Raw genomic sequence first — 22,322 nt, forward strand, 5'->3', positions numbered from 1 at the left:
AAGGCTGGAAGGTTTTTTGTTGTATGTTCTTTTAATAAGGTAAAACGAGAGGGTTATTTTGCTGGATCTGTTTCATAATAACCGTGGGAAATGTAGTGGCATGATGTTCAAGAAACAGCTCAACTAGGAATCGTTCAGCAAAACCGTGAGAGAGTGTCAATTCCCCCCACCATTCTGTTTCATAGCGACAAAGCATGCTAAGCAAATACAAGAGCAGATAATGGCTAGCCCATTCGGGAAGGGGGAGCGATGTCGATGGGCCGTTCCAAAAAAAGAGGGTGTTTCCTTGAACCCGAAATAAAGGGTGTTGTTCCAACTGTGAAAGGGCAAACTGGGAAAGTAACAATTCCTTAATAGTTCCTTCTCGCCAACGCACCTGTTCCAATTTACAGGTGGAAGGAGTTAACCGACGGATATATTGCATGAAGGTTTCTGTCGAATAGGCTAAGGGACCTTGTTTCCCTTCTGGAAAAGAAACGGTTATCCATATTCCAGGAGCAGTGCCCAACTCCTTTGAAGGAGCAACCTTCGTCATCTCTATGCCAACCCAAAATTGTTCTTTATTAGTCGTCACCGCATAGGCATCACTAACTCCAGGTATAGATGCAAATAAGTCATGAGCCAAATAGCGATCTTGCAGTGGGGTAAGAGAGAATACGTGAGCGAGATGTGCGAAGAAGCCTTCCTTTTGCGGGCGAATCTCATCTTCCGTTAATAAATAAGCACTACGCTTTAATTTCCTAGTCGTCACCCCATGTTGAAGTACTCGGCTGTTTTGGGGATAGGCAGGATCACGAGTTAAGAGCATGCCTTTTAACAGATGAGTACAGCCATAAAACAGCAGTAAAGGTTGGATCGAGAGGTCGGCAGCCATTGCCGTTGTATAAAATTGTCTCGCTTGCTTCCATAAATAAAGAAAACGAGTGCTTTGTTGAAACGCCAAACGATCGAAATGCTCAAATCCCATGCTTTGATAGCAGGCTGCTAAATATTTACGAGCAGTGGGCTCTGTTTCTAAAAAACGGAGTGCCTTCCAAGCCTTATCCATAGAAACCACCTTTCTGTAATTTTCGTTTTCCAACTATTATTCACTGTCATTTTTTTGATTTATCTGTATAATCCAATCCATAACCGAACATTGTACACATTCCTTGACAGTAAATTATGCCGTTTGTTAAACTGTCTTAAACTATTTGCCGAGAGGAGATTGCTACTGTGCGGGAAGACAAATTCGTAAAAGAGGGTTTGACGTTTGATGACGTATTGCTCATTCCAGCAAAATCTGAAGTTTTGCCGAGGGATGTTGATCTTAGAACGAAATTGAGCGAGACCGTTATCCTCAACATTCCCCTAATTAGTGCCGGGATGGATACGGTAACGGAATCTGCTCTTGCAATCGCGATGGCTCGTCAGGGTGGTATCGGGATTATCCATAAAAATATGACGATTGAACAACAAGCTAGTGAAGTGGATCGTGTGAAGCGTTCAGAAAGCGGCGTTATTACCAATCCATTTTCACTGACACAGGATCATACGGTAGAAGATGCCGATGCTCTCATGAGTAAATACCGTATCTCCGGTGTTCCGATTGTAGACGAAGGAAAACATTTGATCGGAATCCTTACAAACCGTGATCTCCGTTTTGTACACGACTTTACTACTCCGATTAAAGATGTGATGACCAAGGAAAATTTAGTGACTGCTTCTGTCGGCACTACCTTGCATCAGGCGGAAGCCATTCTACAGAAGCATAAGATCGAAAAACTTCCTTTGGTGGACGAGCAAAACATTCTGCGAGGACTGATTACGATTAAAGATATTGAGAAAGCGATTCAATATCCAAATGCGGCTAAAGACCCACAAGGACGTCTATTGTGCGGAGCAGCCGTAGGTGTGTCAGCAGATACGTTTGAACGTGCAGCAGCACTGGTACAGGCAGGTGTTGACTTGCTGGTTGTAGATACGGCTCACGGACACTCCAAAGGGGTTATTGAAACCGTAAAGGAAATAAGAAAGCTATATCCGCTACTAACGATCGTGGCTGGAAACGTGGCGACTGGACAAGCTACTCGTGATCTCATCGAAGCTGGTGCATCCGTAGTAAAAGTTGGAATTGGTCCAGGATCGATTTGCACGACTCGTGTTGTAGCCGGTATTGGCGTTCCGCAAATTACTGCGATTCACGATTGCGCCCGTGTAGCGCGAGAGTACAATATTCCAATTATTGCCGATGGGGGCATTAAATACTCGGGTGATTTGCCAAAAGCTGTAGGTGCGGGTGCATCCGCCATTATGATTGGCAGCCTGTTCGCTGGAACGGAGGAAAGTCCGGGAGAGTTTGAAATATTCCAAGGTCGACGCTTTAAAGTGTACCGTGGTATGGGCTCCATTGGTGCGATGAAGGCAGGAAGTAAGGATCGTTATTTCCAGGAAAATGAACAAAAGCTGGTTCCAGAAGGAATTGAAGGACGGGTACCTTACAAAGGACCATTGGCAGATGTTACGTATCAGTTGATCGGGGGATTGCGTGCAGGTATGGGATACTGCGGAGCCAAAACGATTGAGGATTTGATTAACAACTCCCAGTTCGTCCGCATCACCGGAGCCGGTTTACGTGAAAGCCATCCACATGATGTCCAAATTACGAAAGAATCTCCAAACTACTCTATTTCCTAGTTCGAAAGAACCACCCCCCTTTCTTTCCAGAGAGGGGGGTTTAGTTTAAGGGACCATAATTTGTAAGGACAAACATTTACGTAGATGTTGTTAAGCTCAAATGTTTTAAAACAGGTGTATTCAGGGGAAGCGTGGTTAGACGAACGGCAGTTTAATTTCTATAGATAGCAATTTGTCCGCTAGAAGCGATATTTCCATATATCTTAAGTCGATAGTTTCCTGGCCCCACAGATACTGGGTCTGTATAATCAGTGTTGCCTTTTGGAGCAGCTAATTTTCCTAGTTTAATTGTATTTACTACTTTTCCATTTTCGTTTACTTCTTCAATGTAAACTGTAACATCACAATTGCTATTTGAAGCAGTTAATCCAGCGTTAGCCTTACCATAGAGATGGAATGTGTCACGACCAATATACGTTCCACCCTGCGTTACACTGAAAGATGTCCAGTCAAGTTCAATGCTCATGATATTAACGCCTTTTTCAACTTGCTGTTCAACTACATGATTCTTAGCATTTCTTTCAGCTTTCGCATGAGCAGGAACCGGATTCATAACAGCCAAGGCAAGACCGAGTGAAGCGAAGGTATACAAAACTTTTTTCATTCAATAAACCTCCCAAAAAATTAGTTTGAATATATTCCCAATTATACCATAAATAAAGTAGATTACAATTATATGTTATATATTGAATCAATTACCTTCTAATGAGTCTAATTGGGCTTCAATGGAATCATAATGGTATGTTAAACTTACACTTGGTGCTCAATTACCCTATGAACTTATGATAGAACTGGAGAGTGAGAAGAAACTATGAAACAAACCACATGGAAAAAGCGACTGACAGGTCTGTTCCTCTCTATCGCTGTATTTGTTGCAGCAATGGGCAGCATGGCAGCAAAAGCAGATGCAGCACCTGCAGCTGATCTGCAACTGGCAGCAAAATCTGCCATTCTTTTAGAGGCATCAACTGGCAAAATATTGTATAGCGTGAACCCCGATGCTCCATTGCCACCTGCCAGCATGAGTAAAATGATGGCGGAATACTTGGTGCAGGAAGCATTAAAGCAAAAGAAAATAAGTTGGGATGAAAAAGTTGCAGTTAGCGAATATGCTTTCTATGTAGCAAAAATCTCTGATACGTCAGGTGTATATCTGAATGCAGGCGAATCATTCACGGTCAGAGAGCTGTACAATGCGATGGCTATCGTTTCTGCAAATGATGCAACTGTACTGCTTGCCGAAAAGATTGCCGGCAGCGAAGCTAACTTTGTGCAGATGATGAACAAGAAGGCCGCCGAATTTGGAATGAAAAACACCTCTTTTGTCACATCCAGCGGTTTGCCAGCAAATGAGCTGGGACCATACTCTGTTAAGACCGATCAAGTGGAAAACCTGATGTCCGCTCGTGATTCGGCCATCCTCGCCAGAAACCTGATTCGTGATTTCCCGGAAGCGTTGGAAGTATCGAAGATTCCACGTTTTACTTTCCGTCCTGGTTCTAAAAATGAGCTGAAAATGGCGAATAACAACTGGATGCTGCCTGACCTCCCCAATTACTATCCAGGAGTAGACGGGGTGAAGACTGGTTATACGGATGCAGCAGGATATTGCTTCACAGGGACAGCTGTTCGTGACAACATGCGTCTGATTTCAGTTGTCATGGGGGCAGATAGTAAAACAAAGCGCTTTGTAGAAACCAAAAAACTGTTGGACTACGGTTTTAGCAATTTCAAACTAACGAAACAAATGGACAAAAATGCACCAGTCAAAGGCTTTGAAACCGCACCTGTAAAAAATGGGGTGGAACTAAACGTACCTGCTGTTACAGGCAGTGAAGTGAAAGTTCTGACCAAAATCGGTACCGAACCGAAGTTTACTCCGACTGTTACATTCCAAGATCTGAACGCTCCGATCAAAGCGGGACAAGTAATCGGAAAGCTCGTTTTGAAAGAAGAAGGAGCTTCTAATACTGATTACTTGCAGTCAGAAGATGAGGCGAAAGCAGGGATTGATGTAGTAGCTGGTCAAGAAGTGGAAGAGGCAAGCTGGATTCGTCTGTTCTTCCGCAGCATCATCCAATTTTTTGGCAATCTGTTTAGTAGTGGAACAGGAAAATAAATAACTATTGTTTTCTCCCTCTTCTTTGGTTTACAATGTCGGTAACAAGGAACCATAACACCACATAACACTTCCGGTTCTGACTTCAAATGAAGTAGGGGGAAATCACATGGTACAAGTAGGAACGTCTCGCGTAAAAAAAGGTATGGCTGAAATGCAAAAAGGCGGCGTCATTATGGACGTCGTGAATGCAGAGCAAGCGAAAATTGCCGAAGCAGCAGGTGCTGTAGCTGTCATGGCACTTGAACGTGTACCTTCTGACATTCGTGCAGCAGGCGGAGTAGCTCGTATGGCTGATCTCAGTATTGTGGAAGACGTTTTGAAAGCAGTTTCCATCCCTGTTATGGCAAAAGCACGTATTGGTCATTTTGTAGAAGCGCGTGTTCTGGAGTCTCTGGGTGTGGACTACCTCGATGAGAGTGAAGTACTGACACCAGCAGACGATTTGTACCATATTAATAAAAAAGAGTTTACTGTACCGTTTGTATGTGGCGCCCGTGATCTGGGTGAAGCACTTCGCCGTATCGGGGAAGGTGCATCCATGATCCGCACAAAAGGAGAGCCGGGTACTGGCAACATCGTTGAAGCCGTTCGTCATATGCGCACCATGATGAGCCAAATCCGTAAAGTACAAGCGATGTCCTACGATGAATTGATGGCAGAAGCAAAAAATCTGGGTGCTCCCTATGAGCTTCTCGAAGAAGTGCATAAGACAGGCAAGCTGCCAGTAGTAAACTTTGCGGCTGGCGGTGTAGCAACACCTGCGGATGCTGCCCTGATGATGCAACTCGGTTCTGATGGCGTGTTTGTAGGCTCTGGTATCTTCAAATCAGAAAACCCAGAGAAATTTGCTCGCGCAATCATCGAAGCTACCACTCACTATACCGATTACGAACTGATCGCACGCGTGTCCAAAGGCTTGGGTACTGCCATGCCAGGTATCGAAATCTCCAAAATCCGCGAAGCAGATCGCATGCAAGAGCGCGGCTGGTAAGGTGAACAGCATGAAAATCGGTGTACTTGCCTTGCAAGGAGCTGTAGCAGAACACCTGCGGATGTTGGAAGAAGCAGGAGCGGTAGCAGTTCCGGTTAAAAAAGTGGAAGAACTAGGTGACCTCGACGGTTTGGTAATCCCGGGCGGCGAAAGCACAACGATTAGTAAACTGATGTACAAGTACGGGTTCATGGAAGCCATTCGTCAATTTGGCGAAGCGAAAAAACCGATCTTTGGAACATGTGCAGGAGCGATTCTCCTGGCGAACCGGATCAATGGACAGGACGATTTTCACCTTGGACTGATGGATATCAAAGTGGAGCGTAATGCCTTTGGGCGCCAAAAGGAAAGCTTTGAAGTCACAATGCCGGTTGCGGGAGTCGCAGCTGATTACCCAGCCGTTTTCATCCGTGCACCATATATTATGGAAGTAGGAGAAAATGGTCAGGTTCTGGCAAAGTATGAAGACAAGATCGTGGTAACAAGAAACGGTCATTATCTCGCGGCAGCCTTTCACCCTGAATTGACGGAAGATGCGAGACTTCACAAGTACTTCCTCGAGATGGTGAAAGAATACCGGAGTTAACAAATACGAAATAAGCTTTTATGAAGAGATCGGCATCGACAGGGTGCCGATCTTTTCATTTAAGGACATTATGGGTAGGTGCCCTTTACACGAGTATAGAACCTGTAGTACAGTTAACAATAGAAGATAGATTGTAATAATCATGTATGAGACAATGCGCTGATGAGAATAAGTACTTCGCAAGAGCCTGGCCTAGAGAGTCGGTGGTAGGTGCAAACCGATCCGGTGTGCGGAGGAATCCATCTCGGAGTGACAAAGGAATAACTTTGTCCGGTCCCGTCCCGTTATGACGGAAGAGTGGATAGATGCACTAGATAGATGTGCATGTATCAACGAGGGTGGCAACGCGGGTATACAACACTCGTCCCTTACCAGGGGACGGGTGTTTTTTGTTATTTATTATGGATTCGGAGGGATTCGCATATGTTGGATGTAAAAGTGTTACGCCAGGATCTGGAGGAAGTAAGACGTCGTTTAGCGCATCGGAATGAAGATATTTCTGCTCTGGATCAATTCGCAGAAGTAGATGAAAGACGACGCCAAGTGATCCAAGAAGCAGAAGCATTGAAAAATAAACGCAACACTGTATCTGAACAGGTAGCAGTGATGAAGCGCAACAAAGAGAATGCCGACCATTTAATCGCAGAAATGAAAGAAGTAAATGAGCGAATCAGGGCATTCGATGAAGAGCTGCGTCAATTGGATGAGCAGCAAGAATTGATTTTGCTCAGCCTGCCGAACCTGCCGCATGAAAGCACGCCGATCGGCACTTCTGAAGACGACAACGTCGTTGCTTGGACATGGGGTGAGCCACGTGAATTTGGTTTCGAGACAAAACCTCACTGGGATTTGGCCAGCCAAGCAGGAATTCTTGATTTTGAAACAGCTTCCAAGGTAACAGGAAGCCGCTTTGTTTTCTATAAAGGCATGGGGGCGCGTCTCGAGCGTGCACTAATGAACTTCATGCTCGATTTGCATGCGAACCAGCACGGCTATGAGGAGATTATTCCGCCATATATCGTTAACCGTACGAGCATGACCGGAACCGGCCAATTGCCAAAGTTCGAAGAGGATGCATTTAAACTGGAAGGACCTGATTACTTCCTGATTCCAACTGCAGAAGTGCCTGTCACTAACATGCACCGTGATGAAATTATGGATGGAGCAGATTTACCACTCTACTATGCTGCATATAGCGCTTGTTTCCGTTCGGAAGCGGGATCTGCCGGCCGCGATACACGCGGATTGATTCGCCAACACCAATTTAACAAAGTGGAGCTGGTGAAATTCGTCAAGCCGGAAGATTCTTATGATGAACTGGATAAGCTGGTGAAAAACGCGGAGAAAGTGCTTCAACTCCTCGGGCTGCCATACCGTGTCCTGAGCATGTGCACGGGTGACCTCGGCTTTACTGCAGCGAAGAAATTTGACTTGGAAGTATGGATTCCAAGCAATAATACGTATCGGGAAATTTCGTCGTGCTCGAACTTCGGAGATTTTCAGGCGCGTCGTGCGAATATCCGCTTCCGTCGTGATACGAAATCGAAGCCGGAATTTGTGCATACATTGAATGGTTCGGGTCTTGCGATTGGCCGTACCGTAGCAGCGATTTTGGAAAACTACCAAGAGGCTGATGGAATGATCGTTATTCCAGAAGTGCTGCGTCCTTACATGGGCGGGGTAGAAAAAATCGCACCGAAATAACAATAAGATAAGGAATAGACAGCTCTTGATCCCTTGGGACAAGGGCTGTTTTTTTTGTGTTCTAATACAGTATGATTTTTTTAAAAATTGTGTTGCACTGTACCATTCTCTGTTATATAATAAAAACAAATCTTATGAAAATTGTTTTAATACAGAGATGGAGGGAATGGGAAATGGACTGCTACCGGTGTGAAGGAAACGGCGAACAGAATTGCCCAAGATGTGGAGGCGTTGGTCATGATGACAACGGAGCGGCTTGCCATAATTGCTTGGGAGATGGACATGTTAGTTGCAGCCATTGCAGTGGCAGCGGGTATCAGGAGTAAGACCATTTTTTTTGCACCTGCTGTACTATAATAACTATCGAAAACAACATCTGTACCATAATAAAAAATGTTTGCTCAGGGAGGAGGAGCTGTTTTGACTACCATTCCAACTAATCCATATCCGCTGGAGATCCACATTGCCAGCGAGATGCGCTCCGGATACAGTGAAATTCTAACACCGGAGGCCATTCAATTCGTGATCAAGCTGGAGCAAAGATTTGGCGATCGTAGACAGGAATTGCTCGCTATGCGCCAAGAGAGACAGCTGAAAATTGATGCTGGGCAGCTACCTGACTTTTTGCCCGAAACAGCCGAGATTCGAAATGGGGATTGGACAGTCGCCCCATTGCCTAAAGATCTCTTAGACCGGCGAGTAGAAATTACCGGACCTTCTGGAGATCGGAAAATGGTGATCAATGCTCTGAACTCTGGAGCGCGCCTTTTCATGGCAGACTTTGAGGATGCCAATTCGCCTACCTGGGACAACACCATTTCTGGTCAGATTAATATGAAGGATGCCGTTCGTCGGAACATTTCATACACCAGCCCGGAAGGCAAAAAGTACACGCTTAATGAAAAGACGGCGGTGCTTATCGTCCGACCACGCGGCTGGCACCTAGACGAGAAACACATTCTTCTCGACCAAAAGCCAATATCCGGCAGCCTGGTAGACTTTGGGCTTTATTTTTACCACAATGTGCAGGCATTACTCGCTAACCAGACTGCTCCTTACTTCTACCTGCCGAAGCTGGAAAGTCATCTGGAAGCACGACTTTGGAATGACATCTTCCTTTACGCACAGGATGAATTAAATATTCCACATGGTACGATCCGTGCCACTGTACTAATCGAAACGATTCTGGCTGCTTTCGAAATGGATGAGATTTTGTATGAACTCCGTGAGCACAGTGCCGGACTCAATTGCGGACGCTGGGATTACATTTTCAGCTACATTAAAAAGCTTCGGAACCAACCTGATGTCATTACGCCTGACCGAGCGCAGGTGACGATGACCGTTCCATTCATGAAGGCATATACCACGCTAGCAGTAAAGACATGTCATAGGCGACAAGCACCGTGCATCGGTGGAATGGCTGCACAGATTCCGGTTAAAAATGATCCGGTGAAAAATGAGGAAGCTATCGCCAAAGTGCGCGCAGACAAAGAGCGGGAAGCTTACGATGGACATGACGGAACATGGGTGGCTCACCCTGGACTGGTGTCAGTGGCAATGGAAGTATTCAATCGCTTAATGCGCGAACCAAACCAAATCTGGTACAAGCGTGAAGATGTACAAGTAGAGGCAAGTGATCTGCTAGCCGTGCCAGAAGGTGTGATAACCGAACAGGGGGTACGCACCAACATCAGTGTCGGCTTGCAATATATCGAGGCTTGGATGCGTGGTATGGGTGCTGTTCCCATCCACAACTTGATGGAGGACGCGGCTACCGCAGAAATCTCTCGTGCACAGGTGTGGCAATGGATTCGCCATCGTCAGGGCGTGCTGCAGGATGGACGCAAAATTACCGAGGCGTTGGTGAAGCAATGGCTAAGTGAGGAATTGCAGGCATTGAAACAAGCGATGGGTCAGGAGCGTTATGAGACCAGCAAGCTCCCAGCGGCAGGTGAGCTGTTCCTGCAGCTGGTGACAGAAGATGAATTCGAAGATTTCTTAACTGTTCCAGGCTATCGCTATCTTTCATAAAGAACATAAAAAACAAAAAGAGTGGGGGAAACGAAAATGACCAAACAAAACAAGCAAGAAGCGATTCAACAAGTGGAACAAATCTGGCAAGGCGAGCGCTTTAAAGGAATTACCCGTACTTATACCGCAGAGGATGTTGTCCGCCTGCGTGGATCCGTTCAGATTGAACATACATTGGCTCGCCTCGGTGCAGAACGTTTGTGGAACCTACTCCATACTGAGCATCATATCAAGGCGCTGGGTGCTTTGACCGGGAATCAGGCGATTCAACAGGTAAAGGCAGGGTTAAAAGCGATTTACTTAAGCGGTTGGCAGGTAGCGGCAGATGCCAACCTCTCTGGCCAAATGTATCCTGACCAAAGTCTCTATCCCGCAAACAGTGTTCCACAAGTAGTAAAACGCATCAATCAAGCATTCCAGCGTGCTGACCAAATCGACCAATCCGAAGGGGGTACCGATACGCACTGGTTCGCGCCAATCGTGGCTGATGCTGAAGCGGGTTTTGGTGGACCGCTCAATGTATTTGAGCTAATGAAGGGCATGATCGAAGCAGGCGCAGCAGGTGTTCACTTTGAAGATCAGTTGGCTTCCGAGAAAAAATGCGGTCATATGGGTGGAAAAGTGTTGATTCCTACGCAGGCAGCCGTTCGTAACCTGGTTTCAGCAAGGTTTGCAGCGGATGTCATGGGGGTTCCGACCATTATCGTGGCGCGTACTGATGCCAATGGCGCTTTCCTCATCACGAGCGACATCGACGAACAGGATCAACCGTTCCTCACTGGTGAACGGACTCCAGAAGGATTCTTCCGTCTGCGTGGTGGACTGGATGCGGCAATCGCTCGCGGTCTGGCGTACGCTCCATATGCAGATCTGATCTGGTGCGAAACTTCAGAGCCAAACATGGAGGAAGCACGTCGCTTCGCAGAGGCGATCCATGCGAAATTCCCTGGAAAGCTGTTGGCCTACAACTGCTCGCCATCTTTCAACTGGAAGAAAAAGCTGGATGAAGAATCGATCGCTCGCTTCCAGGAAGAGCTGGGCGAGATGGGCTACAAATTCCAATTTGTCACACTGGCAGGCTTCCATTCCCTGAATCACAGCATGTTTGAGTTGGCACGCGGCTATCGCGATCGCGGCATGGCTGCTTACTCTGAATTGCAGCAAGCAGAGTTTGGCAGCGAGGTTCATGGTTATACAGCGACACGCCACCAGCGTGAAGTAGGTACCGGCTATTTTGACGAGGTCGCACAGGCGATTTCAGGAGGAAAATCCTCCACGACTGCGCTGAGTGGATCGACAGAAGAAGAACAGTTCGCGCATAACTAAACATATCCGCTGACAACGAGGACTAGGGGCTTGTGTACCCTAGTCCTCATTTGCCAAATGACGCGATTCTTTTTATAATAGAAGGAGTGAATCAATGTCCCCGTAGCTCAGCAGGATAGAGCAACGGTTTCCTAAACTGTAGGTCGGAGGTTCGAATCCTCTCGGGGACGCCATAAGCGAAAAAGCCTTGATATATCAAGGTTTTTTCTTTTTTTATGGGCGCTTTGATGACCAACAGTTTACCTTTTGACATTAGGTAGACTGTGGTTTCAATCAGCATGAAACTGTTGGTCTAATTGCCTAGCTTATGAATGACTGTGTTATCTCCTGTAGTCGATGTCAGGAGGAAAAGACATTGGAAACAGGTACAGAAAGCAGAAAAGGGAAAAGAATCGTCCTGCAACGTGGGAAGGTAACATCAGGGGAAATAAGTACGCTTAGGGAGAGCCAGACGACCATTCAAGAGGCGTTTGAGTTGTTTGTGTGCATTAAAGAAGCAGAGAATGTAAAAACGCGTACAAAGAGCGAATACTACGTTCAGTACCGATACTTTGTGGACGAAGGGATACCCTACCGTAGTGAAAAGCTCTGTAATCAAAAGGGGTTATCGCCTTACACCATCAATATCCGTATACGGTTTCTTAAATGCTGGTTCAACGTACTGGTCAAAGAAAAACTGATGTTGGATAGTCCTGTAAAGAACATAAAGTTGATGAAAGTCGATATAGACTTGAAAGACCCGTTGACCGAAGATGAAGTCCGATTGCTACTTCAACAGCCAAATCAGCGGCAGTATGCTCAATATCGTGATTATGTTATGCTCATGCTGTTTATCGACAGCGGAATGAGGGTGCAAGAAGTTTGCGTCCTAGATATTGAGGATATTGACCCTACTACCCGATGTGTCCATTTGCCAGCGAACAAAAATAAAAATCGAAAATCGAGGGTAATTCCATTGTCAGCGGATGTCATTCGCCTTCTCCAAGAATTGATTACGGAGACACGGCAATATTTCGAGACTAATGCCCTTTTTGTAAGTAACTTCGGTGAGAGATTAACACCTGATGGCATAAGAACAAATATCAAAAAATACGCGAAGAGAGCGGGACTTAGAAAGACCGTATCTCCTCACGCATTTCGAAGGTTTTACGCGAAGCATTCTGCCTTGAACGGAATGGACTTGTTTTCATTACAGCGGATACTAGGACACGCTGATATCACCACCACAAGGCGTTATATACAGCTAAATAACGAGGATTTGGTGCAGCAGCATAATCAGTATAGTCCCTTGTCTAATGTTCTGAGAAAGAAAAGAAGAGAGTACTAACCACAACTAAAATGAAACGCAGGAAAGCACTTCACGTGATTCCTGCGTTTCATTTTTTCAATATGAAGCCCCTTTTTTCGTTCTATAGCGTATATTCACTCAAAATAAATTGTGGGTCTAATAAATAATCAATAGGGTACACATCGTCGTTTGCTGTAATTAACGCTTTTACTAATCCAACTTTATACGGCCCTGTAATTTCGATGATAATAAAAGCGTCCCGTTTTTTCGAGAGGGGATAAATCACATTGTTTGAATCAAATACTTTGTTCTCATAATCATATGTAGAAATGTAAAAGGAAAGCCCTTGCCACTTTGTTTTATAAATCTTAAAGGCTCGATTTACTACTAGGTTGATGAGTCTGTCTTTTGTTAGATTCAACTCAATTCCGATTAAATACCCGTCCTTATCCAAGTCATTACAATATTCTGCATCAACCTCTGTTCCGAGAGCCTGTTTGTAGGTTTTTTCGGACAAACTCATACCTTCAAGGAAATTGCTTTTTTCTGATTCTATTTCCAAAGGTATATGTAATGATTGTTCATCAACATATTGGCTTATTTTATTGTCCTTATCACATAGGAGTTTTTTTAAATTTTCCTTTGGCGGTTGTACATAGATATATCCCATATTACAGTAGGCATCACATGTAATAATCACTAGTGTCAGCTCCTTTACTTGTTCACATAGAAATCTAGTGGTTCTTTAACATTACTGCAAAAAGATGATACCCCCTACACTTTGAACAAAAACTCAATGGAACTGAGATTTTATTTGTTCTTAGCAGAGCCATTATTCAAAAAATACTTGTCATAAAGCTTTTCCAGAAGCTTAGTACGTTCATTGTTGTTCATATTATCAATTCTAGTTAAGATTTCTTCTGCTGTCATAGATAAACTGTCATCATTTAAACCAAAGATTAGTTTATCAAGTCCTGTCTGTTTGTTTTTCTTTATTTGAAGAGTGCATACTATCCCGTCATTTTATGTCGGATTACTATTACTATAACGCATTAACGCAGTAGTTTATTAAATTAATTGAGCATATAAATGGCTGTCGAGACTTTCTCGACAGCCTGAAGCCTTGATATATCAAGGCTTTTTTGTTTTTTAGGGGAGTTGTATTGACCAACAGTTTACCTTTTGAAATTAGGTTGTTCACCATACTCATCAAACTTCGCATAGTCCACAAAGCCCCGGTCAAATACATACGTGATGCCAGACTGATCGACCAGGTCATCCAGCTGTGTTCGATCATGGGAACGAGCGGTTGTCATCTGACATGCTGGAGCAGTTACGTGTTCATTTGTTGATGCTTACGTGAAAGTTGCGAAGCACTGATGGGTGTAAATCCTAATTCTCGTTGAAATCTCGTCCCGAACGCATCGTTTGCTATTGCACGCAACCCTTCCCGTTGTTGCAATTGAGCATGGAGAAATAACAGGAGGTAGCTGGAGTGGTCAGCTTTTTGACATACTTGTCCTGTTCACTTGAAGCTACCTCTTGATAAAACCTTTTCGAAAAAATCGGCGAAACCCTTTTACCAAATGACGAAAATAAGGTATTCTTGTCCATGCGCTAATCCTTTCGGTGGATTATGGACAGAAACTACCTGACCATTCCATTGTAAAGGATTTTTTTATATCCACATTGAGCCAAGACCGAGTCTTTTGTGTATTTTGACTACATTAATGCAACGTTAGTGTTGTGCTTGAAAAAGATAAGAAAAAGCGAAAATCGCTTCTTATAAAAAATCACCAAACGCGAATTTAGATCATCTTATTCGTTCAGCGCCACTACTCTCTCGTGCTGACCTGAATTTCAGAGAGCTACTCATTATTGAGATGATGATTAGATTATTGATCTCTTAAAGAGCGTTATAAATGGATATATCATTCCAAGTGTCATTTTATGGTACAACCATAGAACAGAACAAGTATTTGTACTCGATGGCGCACACCGTTTAAGCGTGATAAGAGCATGGGTTACTGATGATTGGAGTGATTCAGCGAGAGCACTTAAACGTAGAGCAATCAATGGAGCCCCGTTCTGCAGAAGGGTCTCTATGTTTATGAGAGATTACATCTTTTTTTGAAGAGTTACTCTGTACGGAGTGAAAACATGGCTGATCTAATAATTATGAAACCAGCTAAAGAACAGAACAAAGTAACGCTAGCATTAAGAGATAATGCATAGTATACACGATCGTATTGGAAATAATTAGGAAATAAATCAAAAAACGAAGGATACATCATTGGAGAGATTTCACGAGGTATAAGCTTATTAACATACAAAGACCCCGAGAAAAATAAAAGCAAAGTAAACAAAAGGTACATGCTACCAGATTTTTTACATAGCAACGCAGCAATCAGAGCTACACTTCCCAAGGCGATCAATCCGGTGATAAAAACAAGAAGAGAAATGAAATCGATCCTACATGTAATCGACTGAACGTGAAGTCGAGCCATTTCTCCGACAGAGTTGATCTCATAAGTAAAGGGAAAAGAAAACAAGAAAGAGCCGACCAGCGCATGAATCATAATATACCATAAACCGTAAAAGGTGGAAACAAGAATACTTGACACAAATTTCTCTATCCACCATTTACTGCGAGATCGCAAACGTAACATTATGTAGTGATCATATCCATTGAGTTGAACCATCATCCGGTAGATGAAAAGTAAGAGAGGCAGTGTAACTATAGTCCAGCTGATTACTTCTAATATTCTACTATGATAAAATAATCCCCCGGTAGATCTCAGCAAAAAAACAGAGAAATCGCCTGGTTGAACGTAACTGGACCGGACAGAGATGCCATGTAAGATGGAGAGCACCACAAATAGTAACGTGATCGATAATACTAATTTTATTGGCTGTGAGAAGACATTAATTTTCAGGCTTGCTTTCAATTTTAGTCACCAACTTACCTACATGTTCATTTTTCTGATTCGTATGTAGCCACAAATTACGCATGTGATATACAAACATAACAAGTACCCATAAGACCACGCAAATGATAGGGTCAATAAATTGTTTGCGGAAAAAAGTTTAGTTGGTATTTTTGGAAGTAGAAACATATGTGTAGTCAACATCCATTTATAAGCATAGCCAATATCATGAAATCGTACGTAGGTAAAGTAAGATAGTAGACAAAATAGTACTCCTAAGACTAAAGATAGGGAGTGATAGTGTGTATATAGACTAAGTATTGAGAACAGAGTACCCAATGTCGTTAAGGTAATAACAAAGGTAGGCAGAATAGTGCCAATAAATGAAATGGGCGGAGTTGTTGGAAAAAATACGGAATTTTCCCCGATCACATACGAAGTCTCTAATCCCCAAATGATTCCTATGAGTAATGGTACAACTACTATAATGATCGTGTATAGTACCGACATAGCAAAAATAGAAGATAGTTTTGCTATGAACCAGTGCGTACGAGAGGAAGCCCGCACAATTAGATACTGTATATAATTACTCGACATATCGAGCCGCATTACATCAATAGTAATTATTAAAAATAGTATGGGTAGGATCAACATGCTTTGAGTTGGACTGGTCAAAAACGAGAAAGTAAACTCCCAAATGGAATTATGTGCCGATACTTGACTGTTCAGGTAGAACAGTAAATTTAGACAAAGTACACCTGTCCCTACGATCCATCGCCACGAATGGCGGTAAATCAGTTGAGACAGTTCAAATATTAGCATGTGATTCACCTCTAGATAGTAATAAATAGGTCAAACTTAGTTTTCTCAGACTTTTTGTTTCAAAGTGCAGTTTTCCAATCCAAATACTCTGTCGCAGTATCTTGTAATTTCATCATTATTGTGAGAGACAATAATGATCGCTGTGCCTCGTTGCACTTGCTCTTGCATAATGCTCGAAAAAATATTTACGCCTTGCTCATCAAGTCCATTCGTTGGTTCGTCGAAAAGCAAAATGTCGGGATTCTCCATAATAGCTTGAGCGATGGCTAGACGTTGGCGCATACCAAGAGAATAGGTTTGGACCGCTTTTTTGTTGGAAGGATCGAGTCCCATTTTTTTCATTGTGGAAATAACAGTATGAAGGCTTGTCTTTCCACGAATGTCTGCGAGTAAAGTAAGGTTTTTCAAACCTGAATACTGTGGGAGAAAAGAAGGCGATTCAATCACGGCTCCAACAGAGGTCGGAAGGACACCTAGTAGACCAGGGTGTATTTTATTACCACCAACGAAAACATCACCCTGGTCGGGATATACTAACCCAGTTACTAATCTAAGCAATGTGGTTTTACCAGACCCGTTCGTGCCAACGATTCCGACTACTTCTCCTGCGTGAACTGACAGGTTAATGTCTTCTAAAATGCTTTTTTTCCCCAACTTTTTAAAGACTTGATGAAATTCAATTGGCTGCTTCATTTCCCATTACCTCGCTTTATTTTCAAGGAAAATATTAAATAGGTAGCCAAACAGAAAAAGGCTATAACCGTTAGAAAGATAACTGGTATCTCCACTGTTGATTGCTGATAGATAAGACCGCCGCTTAGATATAGTCCTAATAGGTCCAAAGGTGCATAATCAGAAAACTCCATGTTGTAGAAAACCAACTGCAGCACAAATAGCAATATCCAAGGAGCTACTAGTACAACGTATATATTTCTTGTCAGAGTAGCAAAGAAGTTACACATCATTGCTAGTGCAATTCCGTATAGGACAGCATTACTTGTGATTAGCAAGATAAAAAGATACGGATAGGTGAGAAAAATATTTTCTGCATAAACAGGAGTGATTCCCTGTATGGCCTGTACAGTTTCAGTAGAAGGGAAGACGACCATAGCACATACGAACATGATAACCTCGACAATATATACAAATAGAGTGACCACGATAGCAGAGGAAAGGAGTTTAGCTAGGATGTATTTTCTATAGGAAGCTCGAGTAAGTATATAGCGATCAAATCCCGAACGTTTGTCGCGTACAAGCGAGTCTCCTGCCAGTAATGAAATAATAAGTGGGTATACTCCCGCCAAAATGGCTTCGGCCCCCATGCCTTGTGCGTTACTGAATGCAACAAAATAATTGTCATGGTATTGATCAATTTCTAAGCCAAAGGGACGGAATGAAACGTATCCTTGAATAAAACAGGCGACCATTAACAACATTGCTACCCAAAGTTGCCAACGGTTAAGAAAACGTCTAAGCTCTACTTTCATTAAAGAACCTAACACTTCAACCACCACCTTAACGAAAACGTATGTAAAGAGGAGAGCATGATGAGAACTCTCCTCTTCTGTAACTAATTAGGGCCAGAAAGTGTAGCTTACACGTACAGGGTCTCCATTGAATAAACTGGTCTCGAGCATCAATTGAATATTCTGATTTATAGTTGCTGAACTTTTGATGCTTGTTTTGGAAGTACCAAGTCTAGTTTCGCTTGAGAGGCTATTATCTGTAGCAGTGTCTACTATGGTGCCTTATACCTTACTAGTAGGTTGTACTGATCCAATAGACCCGTACTGGGTATTACCAGTAGCGGGAGCTGAAGGGGACCAGTAGTTTCCACCATTGGATGGTACGTGGACATTACTTTCAGATATTGCTGCAAACGCGGAGCCTGCTACAGCAAAGATTGATAGTCCTAGTAAAGATGCAAGTACTTTCTTCTTCATAAATTACAATCCTTCTTAAAATTTAGATTTTAACAACAATACCAATTATAGGTATTTTTGGAATATAATATTGTAGAATCATGTCGATAAATATGTTTTAATTGTTGTTTTCACAAATTCGTAACATTTTTCGTTAATATAATACAATTATTGTCGAACACATTTGAGAAAAAAATATACTTTTTTAGAGGACCGTGAAATGGATTGATTTTAAAAACGCTTGGCGAATATTATTTGTGAATGATCAGGATAGCCAATAGATTTTCATCTTTATAAACATACTGTTCCCCTTGATTATAACTTTAAAAGCTATTTTATTTATTTCAAGAAGAATCATTCTCATAATTGGCTTCAACAACTTTTTCACTTACATTTAAACATCCAACATGGAATAAACAGCTAGACCACAACTCGGGGTGTGAACTCGTTGAACAGCTGGTCGTCGACGAAGAAGAGTTCGGAGAAATGTGTTTTCGCATATACCACCGTACTCAATGTGACTATGCAAGCAACGTCAAGTATTTTGCTCCTGTGAACCAAATAAAAAATAGCTGTTTAATGATCTTTGCCCTCATTTTAGTTGAGTCTGTTTCTATTGCATTAGGGTGGGGGAATGGTTTTGGAATATGGTTTCTCCCTATTACCGTTGTGGGGATCGTTATTCTTCTTGTATTAGGAATAATGAATCAAAAAAAGATTCAATAAGGGTGGTCATATAAAACTCAATTAATGGTGAAGTATGCCGTGGGGAACTCAGCTGTGACTGCTCCGATAAGGAACAGCAACGCTGTAACCCACGGCTTTTTACGTAAGGATTCCCTCGACATCAAGACACTAGACTGCGGAGAATTAAACACTTATCTAGAGCATGTGGATTTCATAAGTGAACTGATCTGTAATTATTTTAGCTATCACTATAGAAATTTATGGTAAAGATTGTCACAAAACCGAACCCGCCAATTGTCTTATATTGTGAAAGGAGCGAGCCAATTGGATGAAAACGTAATCAAATTCATCGTAAGAAGCGTTCAGGCAGGCGACTACGATGGTTATGAGCAACTTATCGACCATTTCCAAAACCCAATTTATCGGTATTGTTATCATTTGCTCGGTCATCATCAGGAAGCTGAGGATGCTGTTCAGGACATTTTTATTAAAACCTATCAAAATATCGCAAAATATCAACAAAATGGCACCTTTTCGGCGTGGCTTTACAAGATTGCTTATTATCATTGCCTTAATTTGATCAAGCGTCGCAAATTGGTGCAGTGGCTTCCGTTTCTATTTAATGAAGAGCAGTACACAAGCATAAGTCCCCATGTTCCGCTGGAAGAGGGGGAATTCAATGACGCCATCTTGTGCGCCTTATCCAAGCTCTCCATAGAAGAACGGAACGTATTGATCTTACGGATCGTGGAAGAAAAGTCATATGAACAGATCTCGATGATTCTGCCCTACAAAGAGGCTAGTCTCCGCAAAAAGTATGAGCGAGCCGTCCAAAAGTTCAAAAAGTACTACTCCTCTGGGAAAGGAGCTGATATCAGTGAAGAAGAATTTGCCCTCTTCAAACGAACTGAAAGGCCTCTTTAGCAAGATGCAGATTCGTCAAATAGATATCAAACATAACGTCATACAACATTTGCGAGAGTCCCAAACCAATAAAAAGGAGCGATTTTTCATGAAACATAAAGTCGGACTGTTACTAGCAGCAGTACTTTTACTCAGCATCTCTACCGGTTTCGCTGCCATTCAATACTTTCAATTAAAAGATAAAGACGGCAATGTGGTCTATCAGGAGAAAGTCGCAGAAGAAGGCAAAGAGGATGGGGTAACCATTACAAAGGATTCCATTTCCCGGATTGATAAATTGAATGAGATTGAAGAAAAAATGGCGGAAGGAACAGCAGCTTCAGTGTTTGTGATGGCTGATAATCCGGATAAAGAAGTGGATATCATCAATAAACCGTATTCGTTCGACAATCTACCTGCTTTGAAACAAAAAGTGAGCACGCTCTCTCAATTACCAGAGAAGGTATACAAGGATTTTTCGTTCGACAATGCGAACGTACAATATTCAATCAAAGATGTCATTTTTGCCCCCGATAAGATGTACAAGGAAGCCGTGAAGACCAAAAAGGACTACGTCACGATTCCTTTGGAAATGTCAGATCGATTGGAAATGATCTCTATCCAATACAAGCACAACCAAGATAAGTTCCAACTGATGGTCCAAAATTTTGAAGGTGTAAAGGATCAGACTCAATATTTATCTTCTCAAGACAATGAGAAAACAGAAAAATGGAAAGTGAATGGGACGGAAGCGCTCTATTCGGAATTCACTACGGAAAACGGAGCGGTGATTCAGTCTATCCGCTGGATAAAAGCAGACACAAACCTTTTGTACCGAATCAACTGCAACTCTCAATACGCATCAAAGGCCGAATTGCTGAAGATAGCTGAACAATTTTAGGGAATATTCGATTTTCAACTTGCTCTATCGTAGCTGACCCGTCCGCCGAATGAATCGGAGACGGGTTTGGCTTTTCCTCCCAAGATGAGAGAGGATATCTATTATTCATATTAAATCCCTCGGAATTATATGATATACTATGATTAGTCTGATAATTTCCAGCGAGGGAGTGTAGAAAATGCCTGTCGAAACCTTTAGAGCCACCGCACATTTGCAAAAAGGAATGGTCGTTAAAGCCCGTTCCAGAGATTTTGAGCTGACAATTGATGAACCAAAAAGCCTAGGAGGAACAGATACAGGAATGAATCCGGTTGAAGTGGTTCTCTCCGCATTAGGGGCTTGCCAATCTATCGTAGCAAGAGCGTATGCCGGTAAATTCAATGTTCATCTCGATGATTTTTGGGTGGAAGTAGAAGGGGAGCTTGATACGGATGGTTTTATGAACAAATCCGATGTACGTCGCGGTTATTCTGATATCCGATACACTTTCCATATCAAAACAGACGCTCCCAAAGAACAAGTCGAGGCATTCATCGAATTTTTGGAGCGGACATGCCCGGTCGGAGATACGATAGCCAATCCGGTTAATCTCAAGTTAAATGGCATTGTTATTGAAAAGTAAGCGGGCAAAAAACATAGATGAGTGATAATAATGATAATCTGACACCCACGTGGTGTTTTTTTTTGCCCACGCCAAAGAAACCTTCTCGACTTCTCGATGGGAAAGAAGAGTCAACTGTGATTACTTGCTTGCTGTATACAAAGCTAACCGGTCGAGCCAATCGGAAAAATGCGTTTGGACCAAACTGCGTTGTTCTATTTCAAGCATGTGGCCAGCACTGTCTAGGATCGAGAACGTACTAGCAGGGAAGTGTTCTAGCAACTCAACATGGTCTCGATAGCCGCATATCGCATCTTGACGGCCGAGCAGAAACAGGGATGGCTGAGGATAGGAGTTCCCTTCAATCAATGGGTCGAAAGAGAAAAAGTATCCTTTGGTTCGCCAATCAGAAGCAAGAAAATCTCGGTTGACCAAGAGACGTCCCGGCTGAACTTCTTGTAAGAAAGAATACAGACTTTGCTTTGTCTGATGAATCATTAAGGTTTCGAACGCAGCTTTGATATCTGCGTCGAGGGAGGAAAGCAGTTTTTCATCGCGCGTATGGATCACAAGCACCAGCCTAAATCAAATGATCGTCTTTATTTCTCGGGTCATAGGCATTATCTAAAGGATTCTCTTTTTTTAGATCCATGTTTACCTTCCGTTTGCTTCGCTTATTGTAAAAGTCAAAAACCGCTCCAACGAGTAGTAGCCCGCCTAATACGGCCAGTACAAACATCCAAACCGGCAAAACAGATTCCCCCTTGTCCATCGAGACCAATATTGGAAAAATGTTACTCCCAACAATATAGTATAAGATCAGGTGAGAAAATAA

General features: G+C 42.9%; 19 protein-coding genes, 1 tRNA gene and 1 other annotated feature. Of the genes, 12 read left to right on the forward strand and 8 right to left on the reverse strand.

Annotation, left to right across the window (positions count from 1 at the left end; translation table 11 throughout):
• Positions 1-31: 31 nt before the first annotated feature.
• Positions 32-1,048, reverse strand: a complete 1,017-nt coding sequence (locus ACIFQN_RS00005; protein ID WP_429830981.1) for a YaaC family protein — start codon at positions 1,046-1,048, stop codon at positions 32-34.
• Between the two features lie 167 nt (positions 1,049-1,215).
• Here ACIFQN_RS00005 and guaB point away from each other — a divergent pair, with 167 nt between their 5' ends.
• On the forward strand, positions 1,216-2,676 hold the full coding sequence (gene guaB, locus ACIFQN_RS00010) for an IMP dehydrogenase (protein ID WP_429830982.1): 1,461 nt from the start codon (positions 1,216-1,218) through the stop codon (positions 2,674-2,676).
• A gap of 151 nt (positions 2,677-2,827) precedes the next feature.
• Here guaB and ACIFQN_RS00015 read toward each other — a convergent pair whose 3' ends face one another.
• Positions 2,828-3,280: a hypothetical protein gene (locus ACIFQN_RS00015; RefSeq protein WP_429830983.1), complete on the reverse strand. Its 453-nt coding sequence runs from the start codon at positions 3,278-3,280 to the stop codon at positions 2,828-2,830.
• A gap of 207 nt (positions 3,281-3,487) precedes the next feature.
• Between ACIFQN_RS00015 and ACIFQN_RS00020 the strand changes: the two genes are divergently transcribed.
• The 8 genes from ACIFQN_RS00020 to ACIFQN_RS00055 all read left to right on the forward strand — a co-directional run bounded on the left by ACIFQN_RS00020 (position 3,488) and on the right by ACIFQN_RS00055 (position 12,763).
• Positions 3,488-4,795 carry a D-alanyl-D-alanine carboxypeptidase family protein gene (locus tag ACIFQN_RS00020; RefSeq protein ID WP_429830984.1) on the forward strand — a complete coding sequence of 436 codons (1,308 nt, stop codon included), beginning with the start codon at positions 3,488-3,490 and terminating at the stop codon, positions 4,793-4,795.
• A 109-nt stretch (positions 4,796-4,904) separates the two neighbouring features.
• Entirely contained in the window at positions 4,905-5,789 is an 885-nt protein-coding gene (gene pdxS / locus ACIFQN_RS00025; protein ID WP_429830985.1) for a pyridoxal 5'-phosphate synthase lyase subunit PdxS, read from the forward strand.
• 10 nt (positions 5,790-5,799) lie between these two features.
• Positions 5,800-6,375, forward strand: a complete 576-nt coding sequence (gene pdxT / locus ACIFQN_RS00030; protein WP_429830986.1) for a pyridoxal 5'-phosphate synthase glutaminase subunit PdxT — start codon at positions 5,800-5,802, stop codon at positions 6,373-6,375.
• A gap of 150 nt (positions 6,376-6,525) precedes the next feature.
• Positions 6,526-6,747 (forward strand) — a binding site (T-box leader).
• Between the two features lie 51 nt (positions 6,748-6,798).
• Positions 6,799-8,079: a serine--tRNA ligase gene (gene serS / locus ACIFQN_RS00035; RefSeq protein ID WP_429830987.1), complete on the forward strand. Its 1,281-nt coding sequence runs from the start codon at positions 6,799-6,801 to the stop codon at positions 8,077-8,079.
• Between the two features lie 420 nt (positions 8,080-8,499).
• On the forward strand, positions 8,500-10,110 hold the full coding sequence (aceB, locus tag ACIFQN_RS00040) for a malate synthase A (RefSeq protein ID WP_429830988.1): 1,611 nt from the start codon (positions 8,500-8,502) through the stop codon (positions 10,108-10,110).
• A gap of 36 nt (positions 10,111-10,146) precedes the next feature.
• A complete protein-coding gene (aceA, locus tag ACIFQN_RS00045) occupies positions 10,147-11,436 on the forward strand; it encodes an isocitrate lyase (protein ID WP_429830989.1) in 1,290 nt (429 codons plus the stop codon).
• 96 nt (positions 11,437-11,532) lie between these two features.
• Positions 11,533-11,609, forward strand: a tRNA-Arg gene (locus tag ACIFQN_RS00050).
• Positions 11,610-11,791: 182 nt separating this feature from the next.
• Positions 11,792-12,763: a tyrosine-type recombinase/integrase gene (locus ACIFQN_RS00055; RefSeq protein ID WP_429830990.1), complete on the forward strand. Its 972-nt coding sequence runs from the start codon at positions 11,792-11,794 to the stop codon at positions 12,761-12,763.
• 82 nt (positions 12,764-12,845) lie between these two features.
• On the opposite strand, the gene ACIFQN_RS00060 is transcribed toward ACIFQN_RS00055, so the two are convergent.
• The 4 genes from ACIFQN_RS00060 to ACIFQN_RS00075 all read right to left on the reverse strand — a co-directional run bounded on the left by ACIFQN_RS00060 (position 12,846) and on the right by ACIFQN_RS00075 (position 17,975).
• Positions 12,846-13,424 (reverse strand): hypothetical protein, encoded by a 579-nt coding sequence (locus ACIFQN_RS00060; RefSeq protein ID WP_429830991.1) that lies wholly within the window; start codon positions 13,422-13,424, stop codon positions 12,846-12,848.
• A gap of 475 nt (positions 13,425-13,899) precedes the next feature.
• On the reverse strand, positions 13,900-14,040 hold the full coding sequence (locus tag ACIFQN_RS00065; RefSeq protein WP_429830992.1) for a hypothetical protein: 141 nt from the start codon (positions 14,038-14,040) through the stop codon (positions 13,900-13,902).
• 2,478 nt (positions 14,041-16,518) lie between these two features.
• On the reverse strand, positions 16,519-17,166 hold the full coding sequence (locus tag ACIFQN_RS00070; protein ID WP_429830993.1) for an ABC transporter ATP-binding protein: 648 nt from the start codon (positions 17,164-17,166) through the stop codon (positions 16,519-16,521).
• Complete coding sequence (locus ACIFQN_RS00075) at positions 17,163-17,975, reverse strand: hypothetical protein (RefSeq protein ID WP_429830994.1); 813 nt, start codon at positions 17,973-17,975, stop codon at positions 17,163-17,165. The genes ACIFQN_RS00070 and ACIFQN_RS00075 overlap by 4 nt, the downstream gene beginning before the upstream one ends.
• A gap of 1,431 nt (positions 17,976-19,406) precedes the next feature.
• Between ACIFQN_RS00075 and ACIFQN_RS00080 the strand changes: the two genes are divergently transcribed.
• The 3 genes from ACIFQN_RS00080 to ACIFQN_RS00090 all read left to right on the forward strand — a co-directional run bounded on the left by ACIFQN_RS00080 (position 19,407) and on the right by ACIFQN_RS00090 (position 21,508).
• Complete coding sequence (locus tag ACIFQN_RS00080; protein WP_429830995.1) at positions 19,407-20,006, forward strand: RNA polymerase sigma factor; 600 nt, start codon at positions 19,407-19,409, stop codon at positions 20,004-20,006.
• Between the two features lie 88 nt (positions 20,007-20,094).
• Complete coding sequence (locus tag ACIFQN_RS00085; RefSeq protein ID WP_429830996.1) at positions 20,095-20,886, forward strand: hypothetical protein; 792 nt, start codon at positions 20,095-20,097, stop codon at positions 20,884-20,886.
• A gap of 178 nt (positions 20,887-21,064) precedes the next feature.
• Complete coding sequence (locus ACIFQN_RS00090; protein WP_429830997.1) at positions 21,065-21,508, forward strand: OsmC family protein; 444 nt, start codon at positions 21,065-21,067, stop codon at positions 21,506-21,508.
• Between the two features lie 120 nt (positions 21,509-21,628).
• Here ACIFQN_RS00090 and ACIFQN_RS00095 read toward each other — a convergent pair whose 3' ends face one another.
• Positions 21,629-22,057 carry an alpha/beta fold hydrolase gene (locus ACIFQN_RS00095; RefSeq protein ID WP_429830998.1) on the reverse strand — a complete coding sequence of 143 codons (429 nt, stop codon included), beginning with the start codon at positions 22,055-22,057 and terminating at the stop codon, positions 21,629-21,631.
• A 10-nt stretch (positions 22,058-22,067) separates the two neighbouring features.
• The gene (locus ACIFQN_RS00100) at positions 22,068-22,238 is read right to left on the reverse strand and encodes a hypothetical protein (protein WP_429830999.1); all 171 of its coding nucleotides are present in this window, start codon (positions 22,236-22,238) and stop codon (positions 22,068-22,070) included.
• Between the last annotated feature and the right edge of the window lie 84 nt (positions 22,239-22,322).

The organism is Brevibacillus sp. NRS-1366 (assembly GCF_050467985.1).